Annotated in this window: 10 protein-coding genes and 1 riboswitch; of the genes, 4 read left to right on the top strand and 6 right to left on the bottom strand. The window is 73.7% G+C overall.

The window, feature by feature from the left end:
* The first annotated feature begins 51 nt into the window (after positions 1-51).
* A riboswitch (ZMP/ZTP riboswitch) is annotated at positions 52-138 on the top strand.
* Between the two features lie 14 nt (positions 139-152).
* Positions 153-1,019 carry a bifunctional 5,10-methylenetetrahydrofolate dehydrogenase/5,10-methenyltetrahydrofolate cyclohydrolase gene (locus tag LWC33_RS14235; protein WP_233304845.1) on the top strand — a complete coding sequence of 289 codons (867 nt, stop codon included), beginning with the start codon at positions 153-155 and terminating at the stop codon, positions 1,017-1,019.
* 133 nt (positions 1,020-1,152) lie between these two features.
* Here LWC33_RS14235 and LWC33_RS14230 read toward each other — a convergent pair whose 3' ends face one another.
* Positions 1,153-2,049 (bottom strand): alpha/beta hydrolase, encoded by an 897-nt coding sequence (locus LWC33_RS14230; RefSeq protein WP_233304844.1) that lies wholly within the window; start codon positions 2,047-2,049, stop codon positions 1,153-1,155.
* Between the two features lie 95 nt (positions 2,050-2,144).
* Between LWC33_RS14230 and LWC33_RS14225 the strand changes: the two genes are divergently transcribed.
* Positions 2,145-4,016 carry an ABC transporter ATP-binding protein gene (locus tag LWC33_RS14225; RefSeq protein ID WP_233304843.1) on the top strand — a complete coding sequence of 624 codons (1,872 nt, stop codon included), beginning with the start codon at positions 2,145-2,147 and terminating at the stop codon, positions 4,014-4,016.
* A gap of 6 nt (positions 4,017-4,022) precedes the next feature.
* Here LWC33_RS14225 and LWC33_RS36000 read toward each other — a convergent pair whose 3' ends face one another.
* The 4 genes from LWC33_RS36000 to LWC33_RS14205 all read right to left on the bottom strand — a co-directional run bounded on the left by LWC33_RS36000 (position 4,023) and on the right by LWC33_RS14205 (position 9,694).
* Positions 4,023-6,005 carry a glycosyl hydrolase gene (locus LWC33_RS36000; RefSeq protein ID WP_233304842.1) on the bottom strand — a complete coding sequence of 661 codons (1,983 nt, stop codon included), beginning with the start codon at positions 6,003-6,005 and terminating at the stop codon, positions 4,023-4,025.
* On the bottom strand, positions 6,002-6,772 hold the full coding sequence (locus LWC33_RS14215) for an efflux RND transporter periplasmic adaptor subunit (RefSeq protein WP_233304841.1): 771 nt from the start codon (positions 6,770-6,772) through the stop codon (positions 6,002-6,004). The genes LWC33_RS36000 and LWC33_RS14215 overlap by 4 nt, the downstream gene beginning before the upstream one ends.
* Positions 6,769-8,529: a glycosyltransferase family 2 protein gene (locus tag LWC33_RS14210; protein ID WP_233304840.1), complete on the bottom strand. Its 1,761-nt coding sequence runs from the start codon at positions 8,527-8,529 to the stop codon at positions 6,769-6,771. Before LWC33_RS14210 ends, LWC33_RS14215 begins: the two co-directional genes overlap by 4 nt.
* 277 nt (positions 8,530-8,806) lie before the next feature.
* Complete coding sequence (locus LWC33_RS14205; protein WP_233304839.1) at positions 8,807-9,694, bottom strand: TetR/AcrR family transcriptional regulator C-terminal domain-containing protein; 888 nt, start codon at positions 9,692-9,694, stop codon at positions 8,807-8,809.
* A 148-nt stretch (positions 9,695-9,842) separates the two neighbouring features.
* Here LWC33_RS14205 and LWC33_RS14200 point away from each other — a divergent pair, with 148 nt between their 5' ends.
* Positions 9,843-11,117: an FAD-dependent monooxygenase gene (locus tag LWC33_RS14200; RefSeq protein ID WP_233304838.1), complete on the top strand. Its 1,275-nt coding sequence runs from the start codon at positions 9,843-9,845 to the stop codon at positions 11,115-11,117.
* On the opposite strand, the gene LWC33_RS14195 is transcribed toward LWC33_RS14200, so the two are convergent.
* The gene (locus LWC33_RS14195) at positions 11,092-11,604 is read right to left on the bottom strand and encodes a bifunctional nuclease family protein (RefSeq protein WP_233304837.1); all 513 of its coding nucleotides are present in this window, start codon (positions 11,602-11,604) and stop codon (positions 11,092-11,094) included. The two genes, LWC33_RS14200 and LWC33_RS14195, sit on opposite strands and share 26 nt — an antisense overlap.
* Positions 11,605-11,702: 98 nt before the next feature.
* Here LWC33_RS14195 and LWC33_RS14190 point away from each other — a divergent pair, with 98 nt between their 5' ends.
* Positions 11,703-12,824 carry a DUF2332 domain-containing protein gene (locus LWC33_RS14190; protein ID WP_233304836.1) on the top strand — a complete coding sequence of 374 codons (1,122 nt, stop codon included), beginning with the start codon at positions 11,703-11,705 and terminating at the stop codon, positions 12,822-12,824.
* Positions 12,825-12,879 lie beyond the last annotated feature (55 nt).

Genomic DNA, 12,879 nt, shown 5'->3' with positions numbered 1-12,879 from the left:
AAGCCGTGGCCACGAGTGGACGCCGGTCGGTGCCGGCGTGGAAGAATCACGGCGAACGCGCGACTGGCGGCATACCGAGGATGGCAACGACCATCGGGGAGCTGACGTCCGCGGGGGTCGACCGCCTGGGCCCCCGCGTCACGAGGGAACCCATGACCGCACGACTGCTGCCCGGCAAGCCCGTCGCCGAGCGGGTCCTGGCCGACGTCACCGCCCGGGCCGACGCGCTGCGCGCCCGCGGGATCACGCCCAGCCTGGCCACGATCCTCGTCGGCGACGACGACGCCTCCGCCGGCTACATCCGTATCAAGCAGAAGCAGGCCGCCGAGCTCGGCATCGACTCGCCGCACACGCACCTGCCGCAGGACACCACCCAGGAGCAGCTGGTCGCGACCATCCGCGGCTACAACGACGACCCCGCGGTGCACGGCCTGCTGATCCAGTACCCGATCCCGGGCCACCTGGACTACGACGCCGCGCTGGCCGAGCTCGACCCGGACATGGACGTCGACGGCATGCACCCCATGAACATGGGGCGCCTCGCCGTCGGCCTGCCCGGGCCGCTGCCCTGCACGCCCGCGGGGATCGAGGAGCTGCTGGCCTTCCACGGGATCCCGGTCTCCGGCCGCGAGGTCGTGATCCTCGGCCGCGGCGCCACCCTCGGCCGCCCCCTCGCGATGCTGCTCGCACAGAAGCGGCCCACGGCCAACGCCGCGGTCACCGTGGTGCACACCGGCGTCCCGGACTGGGACCGGTACACGAAGCGCGCGGAGATCCTCATCGCCGCCGCCGGCGTCCCGGGGATCATCCAGCCCGAGCACGTGAAGCACGGCGCGACCGTGATCGGCGGCGGGGTGCGGTACTCCGGCAAGAAGCTGCTCCCGGACGTCGACGAGTCCTGCGCCGAGGTCGCGGGCGCGATCACCCCGCGGGTCGGCGGGGTGGGCCCCACCACCGTCGCCATGCTCTTCCGCAACGTCATCGCCGCCGCCGAGAAGGCGGCGGACAAGAAGGGCTGAGCCCCGCTGATCGCCGGCTCCGTGCAGCTACGGCGGTTTCCACCGCCCTGCCTGCCCGGAACCGGTGATCATGTGACCTGCGGGGACGGCCGACGCCTGCGACGGTGCCGCTCCGGGGTGGTGTGCCGCCGCGTCAGGTGAGGTGGCGGACGAACCAGTCCCGCGCCACCGGGGCGGCGAGCTCGACGTCCTTCACGTAGGCGTCGAAATGCCCGCCCGGGAGGATCTCCAGCGCCTTGGGCTCGCGGGCCTTCTCGTAGGCGTCGATCGCGAGGTGGGCGGGCGTGAGGTGGTCCTCCCGCGCGACCACCATGAGCAACGGGGTCGGGCTGATCCGGGCGATGTAGGCCTCCGGCTCGTACTCGCCCAGCATCTCGACGGTCCGCAGCGTCACCTCGTTGCGCCAGGACGGGGCCCGCAGCTTGCCGGTCTCGGTGAACCACGTCCACGAGTCCGGCGTCGGCAGCGCCGAGGGCGCCAACGGGTCCTCGGCGACCACGGGCACCATGGCCGGCGGGTCGCCGGCGTACCGGGCCACGCGGTCGGCGTCGAACATCTCCCGGAACCCGGCCCGGAAGTCCGCGCGGACCAGCTCGCCGATGTTCTTCGAGCCGCTGATCAACGGGACCTGCGCGACGACGGCCTTGACCCGCCGGTCGATCGCGCCGACCACCAGCACGTGCCCGCCGGAGTAGCTCGAGCCCCAGACGCCGATGCGGGTGGCGTCGACCTCGTCGAGCGTGCCGGCGTAGGTGATGGCGTGCCGGTAGTCCCGGACCTGGGCGACCGGGTCGATCTCCTGGCGGGGCTCGCCGTCGCTGGCCCCGAAGTTGCGGTTGTCGAAGACCAGCGCGTTGAGGCCCGCCGCCGCGAAGACCTCGGCGAAGGCGTCGAGGTACATCTCCTTCACGGCCGAGAAGCCGTGGGCCATCACGATCGTCGGGGCGCGGCCGGTCGCGCCCTCCGCGCGGTAGAACCAGCCACGCAGGGTCGTGCCCTCGGCGTCGAACTCGACGTCCCGTCGCGTCATCGCGACCTCCTGGGGATCGGGTCCCCCAGTCTCGCCCGCCCCGGCCGCCCGGTCCAGCTTGACCTGTAGTTCACTTCAGGTCCTACCGTCGCCGCATGGACGTGAACACCTGGAGCGCCCTGCGCACCGCCTCCCGCGACCGGGAGGAGACGCGGGCGCCCGTGCCCGTCACCCTGCGGCGGATCGCGGGGTTCGCGCGGCCGCATCGGCGGCGGATCACCGCGTTCGTGCTGCTCAGCGTGGCGGGAGCGGTCCTGACCGTCGTCACGCCGCTGCTGGCCGGGCGGGTGATCGACGCGATCGACGCCCGGGAGGGGCTCCGGGTGATCGCCGGGCTGGCCGGGCTGATCGCCGTCGTCGCGATCGCCGAGGCCGCGCTGGGCCTGTGCACCCGCTGGTTCTCCGCGACCATCGGCGAGGGCCTGATCCTGCAGCTGCGGACCGCGGTGTTCGACCACGTGCAGCGCATGCCGGTCGCGTTCTTCACCCGCACCCGCACGGGCGCGCTGGTCAGCCGGCTGAACAACGACGTGCTGGGCGCGCAGCGGGCGTTCAGCGACACCCTGTCCGGGGTGGTCGGCAACGCCGTGACGCTGGTCCTCACGCTCGCGGTGATGCTGGGCATCTCGTGGCAGGTCACGCTGCTCGCCCTCCTCCTGCTGCCGGTGTTCGTGGTGCCGGCCCGGCGGATGGGCTCGCGGCTGGCGCGGCTGCAGCGCGAGGCCGCGGACCACAACGCCGCGATGAGCACGCAGATGACCGAGCGGTTCTCGGCGCCCGGCGCCACGCTCGTGAAGCTGTTCGGCCGGCCCGCGGAGGAGTCGGCGGAGTTCGCCGCCCGGGCCGGGCGGGTGCGCGACATCGGCGTGCGCTCGGCGATGGTGCAGTGGGTGTTCGTCACGGCGTTGACGCTGGTCTCGGCCCTGGCGCTCGCGCTGGTCTACGGCGTCGGCGGCGGGCTGGCGCTGGGCGGGATGCTCGCGCCCGGTGCCGTCGTGTCCCTCGCGATGCTGCTGACCAGGCTGTACGCCCCGCTGACCGCGCTGGCCGGCGCCCGGGTCGAGGCGATGGGCGCGGTCGTCAGCTTCGAGCGGGTGTTCGAGGTCCTGGACCTGGAGCCGGTCATCCAGGATCCCGAGGAGCCGCGCGCCCTGCCGGCGGGGGCGCTCGACGTGCGGTTCGACCACGTCGACTTCGCCTACCCGGCCGCGGCGCGGGTGTCGCTGGCCTCCCTGGAGGAGGTCGCGACGCTCGACGCCCGCGGCGGCGACACCGTGCTGCACGACGTCTCGTTCACCGTCCCCGCCGGGTCGCTGACCGCGCTCGTCGGCAGCTCCGGCGCCGGCAAGTCGACGATCGCGCAGCTGCTCGCCCGGCTCTACGACGTCGACGGCGGCGCGGTGTCGGTCGGCGGCGTCGACGTCCGGGACCTGCGGGCCGCGGACCTGCACGGGGACGTCGGGTTCGTGACCCAGGACGGGCACCTCTTCCACGACACGATCCGCGCGAACCTGCTGCTCGCGGCCCCGGGGGCGAGCGAGGACGAGCTGTGGGCGGCGCTGCGCCGGGCCCGGCTGGGCGCGCTGGTCGCCGCGCTGCCGGACGGGCTGGACACGGTGGTCGGCGAGCGGGGGTACCGGCTCTCCGGCGGAGAGCGGCAGCGGCTGACGATCGCGCGGCTGCTGCTGGCGAGGCCCCGGATCGTGGTGCTCGACGAGGCCACGGCCAGCCTCGACTCGACGTCCGAGGCCGCGGTGCAGGCCGCGCTGGCCGAGGCGCTGGACGGGCGGACCGCGCTGGTGATCGCGCACCGGCTGTCCACCGTCCGGGACGCCGACCAGATCCTCGTCGTGGAGCAGGGCCGGATCGCGGAGCGCGGCACGCACGAGCAGCTCCTGGCGAGGTCCGGCCGCTACGCCGAGCTCTACCGCACCCAGTTCGACGAGCCCGACCCCGTCGCGGCGTAGGGAGCGTCACGGCGCCCGGCGGGAGTAGATCCAGGCCAGCAGGTAGGCGCGGGAGTTGCCGGCGTCGATCGCCGACGCCGGCAGGTCCTGCGCCGCCGCGCGCGCCGCCGCCGGGTCGGCCAGGGCCAGGTACATGAGGAGGTAGTCGCCGAGCGGGACGTCGAAGCCCGCCGGCGCCGCCTCCGCGACGTCGGCGCGGATGCGCCCGGTGTCACCGGCGAGGTAGCCGGCGACGGGGGCCATGGGGATCAGCTGGATGCCCAGCACCGCGCCCGGCGCGGGGCTGAACCAGGTCGCGTAGTCGCGCTTGCCGCCCCAGTTGATCGCGACGACGCGGTGGGCGAACCCGTCGAACTCCGCGGAGCGCAGCGGGGGCGCGACGTAGTACCGGGTGGCGGCGGCCGCCTCGCGGCTCAGGAGCGCGACGGCCCGCTCCCGCGCCGGCTCGTCGCCGCGGACCTGTTCCCAGAGGGCGAGGCCGTTGTACGCGGCCACGGCCTCCGAGCTCGACTCCTGGTTGTTGCCGTCGGCGAACGGGCTGAAGCCGGACGCCCAGGAATGTCCCGCGTACTCGTCGAAGGCCCTGCTCCGTGGGAACTCCGCGCTCCTGCGGCCGGCCCCGATGTCCGCGGCCAACAGGTCCATCACCGGCGCGAGGGCGGCGGCCAGGCCCGGGTCGTCACGGGCCGCGACGGCCGCGGCGTAGAGGAAGTAGCCGTAGTGGAACTGGTGGTCGTTGAACTGCTCGGAGCCGAACGCGACCGCCAGGCCGACGACGCCGCGCAGCACCGGGTCGTAGACGAAGCAGTGCGTGTCCCGGTGCGCGCACCCGTCCGGCTCGGCCCACCGCCGCAGCTCCGCCGCGAGCGCGGCGCGCAGCCGGTCCGCGGTTCCGGCCAGGCCGAGCTGCTCGGCCAGGCGCAGCAGGTTCGCCGCCCGGGCGAGCTCCTTGCCCGCGGCGTAGGTGTCGGAGGCGGTGAAGGACGTGGTCGCCGCGTCGGCCCGCACCGCCGCGGCGACGGTGGCCCGGTCGGCGTCGGACAGCGCGGAGAGGTCGAGCCCGTCCGACGGCTCGACCAGCGGGTCCGAGACCGTGAGCGCGGTCCCGGCGCACAGCGACAGCGGCCCGTAGATGGTCGGGTAGGTGCCGGCCGTGCAGCCCGGCGCCGCGTCCTGGAGCGGCATCGCGCCGACGAGGGTGTCGCCGCCGTCGGTGCGGTAGTCGAGGGTGGTCACGACCCGGTCGCCCACGATCCGCTGCGTGACCTCGCCCCCGAGCACGGCGACGTCGGCGTGCCCGGCGAGGAGGGCGGCGTCGCCGCCGGGCGGGACCGCGAACAGCGTGACCCACCCGCCGGCGGGCAGTTGCACGCCGTCGCCGGCGGCCTCGGCGCCGTCACCGGCCACGAACCCGTAGCGCTGCCCGAGGCTCTCGACGGTCCCGCCGGCCTGCGGCGCCGGGTCGAGGGTGATCCGTTGCTCGGTCGTGGCCGTGTAGCGCACGTACGGGGAGCCGCGTGCCAGGAGCATGCGGCCGCGCTCGGCACCGCTGCCGTCCAGGAACGCGACGGTCACGGTCAGGTCGTCGTACCGCACGACCAGCATGCGCGCGGTGCCGAGGCGCATGTCGACCGCGGGGCGGTGGCTGCCGAAGATCGTCTTCGTGGTCGAGGTGACGTCCGGGAGGCCGATCGCGACGCCGTCGTCGCGGACGCCGACCGAGAGCGGCAGCGGGAAGACCGGCTGCGGGGCGGCGGGGAACACCAGTCCGGAGAACCACCGGTTCGTCGGCGGCACCAGGCCCGCGGCCAGCCGCATCGCGGGCGCGCTCCCGACGCTGCGCTGCGGCAACGCGGCCACGGCCGCGGCCAGCGCGGGGTCGCTGCGGTCCGGCTGGTCCGGCGGAGCCGGCGCGCTGCCGGTGCACCCGGCGAGCACGAGCAGCACCACCAGCAAGGGGAACGCCGGCGGCACGGAGCGCCGGCTCACGGGTCGAGGCCGATCTGGCGGAGCACCGTGGCCGCGGCGTCCGAGACACCGCCGACCTTGCGGAGCACCCAGGCGGTGGCGTCCGTGACGAGACCGTCGTTGCGCAGGTGCAGGGTCGCCGTCACCGGGGTGCCCACGGCGAACAGCCCGTCCGCGGTGGCGTCGGCCAGCTGGTCACTGTACGCCTCGACCTCGGTGCGCGCCTGACCGTCCTCGGTCTGCACCTGGATGCGGCGCACCTTCGCGTCGACGGACCGGTTCGACGGCAGGAGCACCTCGACCGTCGCGTCGGGGGCCAGGCGCGCGTAGTCCTGCGCCGTGAGCACGAACTCGCCCTCGATGTACAGGGAGCCGGCGCGCTGCACGGTCGCGATCGTGCTGTTCGCCGGCACGAAGGAGCCGAGCGGGTAGGCGAGGGAGGCCACCCGGCCGGCGTCGCTCGCGGTGAGGACCAGCGTGCCGTCGGCCCGCATCTCGTAGGGCAGGGCGCTGGTGTCGACGAGCCGCTGGGCGACGTCGCGCTGCACCGCGCCGCTGCGCAGCTCGAACATCGGCTGGCCGACCGCGACCTGGTCGCCGATGTGGACGAGCTGCGTCACCAGGGTGCCGCCGTAGTCGGTGCCCACCGGGTACGTCTCGGCGGCCAGCGCGGCCGAGCGGCTGTCGACCACTCCGTTGCGGGCGTTCAGCACCATGGTCAGCACCGCGGTGAGCACCACGACGCCGAGGAGCCCGACCCCGAGCCGGATCCGACCGCGCCAGCTCATCCCGCGTCCTCGGCCGGAGTCAGGGCGGCCGAGTGGACGGCCGCCCGCGGGAGATCGGCCTCGCCCTGCCGGGGTACGGGGACCGGTTCCTCCGAGGCCCACCCGCGCCCGCGGTCGCGGAGCTGCCGGCGCGCGGCGCGGTTGAGGGCCCGGGTCTCGCGGGCCTCGCGCATCGCGGTGACCACGAACGCGCCGAGCACGACGGTGTTCGTGACGTTCCAGACGAGGGCGAGCGTGAGCGTCCGGTCCGCGTGCGCCTGCCAGATCCCGACCGCCGAGGTGAGCAGCAGGAACACGAAGGTCAGCACCTGCGGGACGATGAAGTCGAACGGCGAGTTCCGGACGCCGGAGCGGTGGGTCACGCTCCACGTCTGCCGGCGACGCAGCAGGGCGTTGAGGAACGCCCGTGTGTAGATCGGGAAGGACGCCGTGGCCAGCATCAACGTCTCCCACCGGAACGATCCGATGGTGTACAGGGCGACCACGATCTGCATGAAGTAGAAGCCGGCGTAGTGGAAGAACCAGGTCGCGCCGGACACGTCGGCGTCGATGGGGCCGATCCCGAAGTAGATCTGCAGCGGCGGCACCAGGATCAGCAGCAGTGGCGCCACCCCGACCAGGTAGAAGGTGGACGTGCCGAAGTACTGCAGGCGCTGGTCGAGCGTCAGGGTGCGGCCGCGCCCCATCGGGTTGCTGCGGAGCAGGATCTCGAAACCGCCGGTGGCCCAGCGCAACTGCTGTTTCGTGTAGGTCTCGATGGTCTCCGGGGTCCGGCCGATCGCCAGTTCGGTGGCGATGTACACGGACCGCCAGCCGCGCTCGTGCAACTTCAGCGACGTCCACACGTCCTCGGACTGGGACTCCTGGTAGATGCCGCCGATCTCCGTCACGGCCGCGCGGCGGAACACCACGTTGGTACCCACGCAGAATGCCGCGTTGAACCGGTTCTTCCCCGGCAGCATGAAGCGGTAGAACACGGTCTGCATGTAGCCCGCCCCGCGCGAGATGAGGTTGTTCAGGTTGCCGTACACCTGCGGCGTCTGCACGAAGGCGACCGTCGGATCCGCGAAGAAGGGCACGGTCTGGCGGAGGAAATCGGGCTTCGCGACGAAATCGGCGTCGAGGATCACGAAGAACTCACCGGTCGTCAGCCCCAGGGCGTGATTGACGTTTCCGGCCTTGGCGTAGTCGTTGCCGGTGCGCGCGACGTAGACCACGCCGAGTTCCCGGGCGAGCGCGAACACCCCGGCCGTCCTGCCGTCGTCGAGCACGTAGGTCGTGTGCCGCCCCTCCATCGCGAGGGCGGCGACCACGGTGCGCCGGATGTCGCCGAGGGACTCGCCGTAGGTGGTGATGAAGACGTCGACCGTCGCCTCGGCACCGCCGAGGAACATCGGACGGTCCCGCGCCGCGACACCGTGTCCGGGCCCGCCCCCCGGGCCGTACAGCCGTCGTTGCGCGTCGTAGAAGCGGTAGTCGCGGGGGTCGTGGCCGCAGGACAGGATCGTCCACAGGGCCAGTGCGGCCTGGAGCACGATGACGGACTCGGCGACCAGCACCAGCACATAGGGAATCCAGTTCCCCCGATGGGAGAAATCGAAGAGGAAAACGGTGTAGAGCACCACCCCGATGGTCGCGACGAACACGATCGCCATGAGCGACGGCGAGTCGGCGACCTCCTGGCTCCGGGAGCGCGGCGCCGGATTGCCGTCCGCCCCCGTATCGGCGGCGGCGCTCGACGACGACTGGCTCGGCACGGTGCGGTCTCCAAGGGCGAGTGCACGACGACTTCGGGGTGAGCGAGGAAATGAGCACAAGAGCAAGAGTCCAACGAGGAGTATGATCGTGACGGCCGATCTCGCTGTCAAACCCCGATTTTGACCACTTCCCCCACTACTCCGGACGCGGGAGTCGCAGCACTCGGTCGCAGAGAACTCGAGAGCGCACAAGGCCCGAATCGCGGTGATCGAATCGTGCCGACGGCCTATTTCGCCGGCGTGCGGACCGTGCTATCGAGGGCGTCACGGAATCGGCTCATCGTTCTCCGGTGCGGCCGGTCAGGGCGGCGATGCCGTCGAGCATCCTGGCCAGGCCCGTCTCGAAGATCGTGTCGAGGTCGAAGCCCGGGCCGGCGTGCAGGAACACCCGCACCGAGTTCGGGAAGGAACCGGACTCCATGACCGCGCGGTTCTCGGTCTCGCGGGCGCGGATCCACTGCCAGAGCGTCACGCCCGTCTCCGCCTCCTCCCGCGCCTCGGACTCGAGGCTCGCGGCCGCGCCGTGCACGTAGCCGAACAGGGCCAGGTGCAGCCGGAAGATCGTCGGGTCGTCGAGGCCGAGGCCGGTGAGCGCGCGCAGGTTCCACTCCGAGTACGGCATCTGGTTCGGCCCGGCGTAGGGCCGGGTCATCGACGTCGTGCGGGCCACCCAGGGGTGCCGCCGGTACAGCGCCCACAACGACCGCGAGGAGACCTCCAGCTGCGCCCGCCAGCCGGGCGGCGGGACCGGGGGCAGCGGGAACTCGCCGAACGCCGCGTCGCGCATGAGCAGGAGCAGCTCCTCCTTGCCGGGCACGTGCCGGTACAGCGACATCGTGCCGGTGCCGAGCTCGGCGGCGACCCGGCGCATGGACAGCGCGTCGACGCCCTCGCCGTCCGCGATCCGGAGCGCGGCGCGCAGGATCCGGCCGCGGCCCAGCTCGGGCTCCGGCGCGACCGCGTCCCCCGCGACCACCGTCCCGACGCCGGGCAGCACCCGGACGAGCCCCTCCTGCCGCAGGGCCGCGATCACCTTGCTGGCCGTGGCCATCGCGACGCCGAACTCCGCCACGATCTGCCGGGTCGACGGGATCCGGTCGCCCGGGGCCAGCTCACCCGCCGCGATCCGGGCCCGGATCGCCTCGACGACGTCCGTGTAGGCCACATGCCCTCCCCGCACTAGTGCACTCCTCGTGCACCTCGATAGTGCACTAGAGCGCGTTCGGCCATCCGATCGTATCCCCAGCGGAAGACATCGAGGACACCTGCGTACGCCGTACTCTCGGTGCATCAGCACCTGGGAGGTAGGAACCATGACCCGCACCGTCCTCGTCTCCGGAGCCGGGATCGCCGGCCCCGCCCTGGCCTTCTGGCTGGAGCGGCGCGGCTTCGCCGTGACCGTCGTCGAGAGCGCTCCCGGGCCGCGGCCCGGCGGCCAGACCGTCGACCTGCGCGGGGCCGGACGCACCGTCGTCGAGCGGATGGGGCTCATGCCCGCCGTGCGGGCCGCGTGCATGGACCAGGAGGGCATCGCGTACGTCGACGCCGGTGGCCGGCACCTCGCCGAGATGCGGGTCGAGGACCTCGGCGGCGACGGCATCGTCAGCGAGTACGAGATCCTCCGCGGCGACCTGTCCCGGATCCTGCTCGAGGCGACCTCCGCGGAGTACCTGTGGGGCCTGCGCGTGACCGCGTTCGAGGACGGGCCCGCGGGCGTCGCCGTCACCTTCTCCGACGGCGGGACGCGCACCTTCGACCTGGTCGTGGGCGCGGACGGGCCGCACTCCGGGATCCGACGGCTGGCGTTCGGCCCGGAGGAGGAGTTCGTGCGCCCCGTCGGCGGTTACATGGCCTGGTTCACCGCGCCCGACCCGGTCGGTCTCGACGGGTGGTACGAGATGTACAACGAGCCGGGCCGGGTCGCGTCGGCCCGCCCGGACAGCACGCCCGGCCGCGCCAAGGCAGGGCTCGCCTTCCTCTCCGAGCCGTTGGACCACGACCGCCGCGACCTCGACGCCCAGCGGGCGATCGTCGCCGACCGGATGCGCGGCATGGGCTGGGTCGCCCCGCAGCTGGTCGCGGCCCTGCACACCGCGGACGACTTCTACCTCGACCTGGTCGCGCAGGTCCGGATGGACCGCTGGTCCACGGGCCGGATCGTCCTCGTCGGCGACGCCGGGTACGCTCCCTGCCCCCTCACCGGGATGGGCACCAGCCTGGCCCTTGTCGGGGCGTACGTGCTCGCCGGCGAGCTGGGCCGGCACGCCTCGCACGAGGCCGCCTTCGCCGCCTACGAGGAGCGGATGCGGCCGTACGTCGAGCAGGGCCAGGTGCTGCCGCCCGGCGGTATCCGCGGCTACGCGCCGCACACCCGTGCAGCGATCCGCAACCGCATCTGGACGATGAAGCTCATGGTCAGCCGGCCGCTGCGCGGGCTCGCGCGGAAGCTGTTCTTCGCGAAGGCCGAGGCGATCGACCTGCCCGACTACGACGAACGGCCGCCCGGCACGGTCGACCGCTCCGCAGGCTCGCTCACTGCCGATGATCGCTCCGCAGGCTCGCTCAGCGCCGGAAGTCGTCCGGCGTGACGTCGTCGAGGAACTCCCGGAACTCCCGCAGCTGCTCGGCGGGGGGCGCGTCGGCGCCGTCCGGGAACACCTCGGAGATGTCCTGGCCGACCTCGTCGAGGATGGCGTCCGCGACCCCGATCGCCAGCCCCTCGCGCACCGCGACGGCCAGTGCGTCGCTGGGCCGGACCTTCACCCGCACCTCGGCCGCGGCCTCGTCGCGCAGCACGAGCTCGGCGGTGTAGACGCCGTCGACCAGATCGGTGATCTCCGCACCGGTGATCCGCGCGCCGAGCGCCCCGACGAGCGGGACCAGCACGTCCTGCACGAGGGCGGTCTCGGCGGCGGCCGGGTCGCCGCCCTCGCGCCGGCCCACCGCGATCACCTCGGCCTGCTGCGGCCGCAGGAAGATCGGCACGCACCGCTCCCCGTCGACCTCGCCGAGCACCAGCACCGGCTGCCTGCTCCGCGCGTGGACGACCAGCCGGAGCACCCGCATCGCACGCATCGCGTCAGTGTGCTGGATCACAGGCGGACCCCCTGTCTCAGATCGAGACTGCTCGGTCGCCTGCTAACGGGACGGGCGACGGGCGCGAGCCCGGATGTGTGACCGACCGGACCGCGCAGGTCGCCGCCCAGGCCCGGGCGGTGGCCGACGCCTGGTCCGCGCCCGGCGCCCCGCCGAGCTGGTGGCTCACCGCCGCCCTGCTCCGCGGCATCGCCGACGACGAGGTGCTGCTCGGGATCGCCGCCGGCCTGCCGCTCGACCACCAGCCCGCCCTGCTGCTGTCCGCCGCCGTCCGCCGGCTCGCAGCGGAGCGGGGCGGCGCGCTCGCCGACTACTTCCCGGTGCCCGGAAAGGCGCAACCGGAGCAGGACGACGGGTTCGCCCCCGCGCTGGCCGCCTTCGCCCGCGCCGAGCGGGAGGGGCTGGCACGGCTGTGTGCGGGGCACCGGTACCAGATGACCGAGGTGGCCCGGAGCCTCGACGTGCTGCCCGTGCTGGCCGCGATCGCCGCCGAGGATCCCCGCCCGCTGGCGCTGGTCGACCTCGGCACGGGCGCCGGGCTGGGCCTGCGTCCCGATCGCTACGCCTACCGCTACCGGCTGCCCGACGGCACCGAGCTGCGCTGCGGATCGGGCCCGCTCGAGCTGTCCTGCGAGGTCCGCGGCGCGACGCCGCCGGTCCCGCCGCAGCCGCCGGTGATCACCGCCCGGGTGGGCGTCGACGTCGAGCCGCACGATCTGGCCGACCCCGCCACCCGCGCCTGGCTCGCCGCCTGCGTGCCGCCCGAGGCCGGCGCCGTGTCCCGGTTCGCCACCGCGACCGAGCTGGCGCTGGCCGACCCCGCGCCGATCGTGCGCGGGGACGTCGTCGACGCGCTGGTCGAGGTCGTCGCGGGGCTGCCGCCGGACGCGCTGGTGTGCCTCGTCGACACCTACGTGCACGTCTTCCTCGGCCCGGAGCGGCTCGCCGCGTTCGACGACGCGTTGGTCCGGGCCGGCCGGGACCTCGAGTGGATCTCGGTCGACCCGCTGGTCCCGCTGGGGCCGGAGGCCCGCGCCACGGTCCAGGGTCTCGACGTGTCCGAGCACTGGATCGCGGAGAACCGCGAGGGCGGGGTGTTCGGGGTGATCGGACGGGTCTCGGTGCGCGACGGCGCGCGGCACGGCACGGTCCTCGGCCGCGCGCACCCGAGCGCCGCCTGGCTGGAATGGCTCGGCTGACGCCCGATTTCCGCCCGACCGGAACGGCTCCCGGCCCGGAGCCCGGCCGGGTTAC

Source organism: Pseudonocardia terrae, assembly GCF_021343995.1.
GTDB lineage: Bacteria > Actinomycetota > Actinomycetes > Mycobacteriales > Pseudonocardiaceae > Pseudonocardia > Pseudonocardia terrae.
Note: the sequence above shows the minus strand (reverse complement) of the source record. Positions and strands in the feature narration are given on the sequence as shown.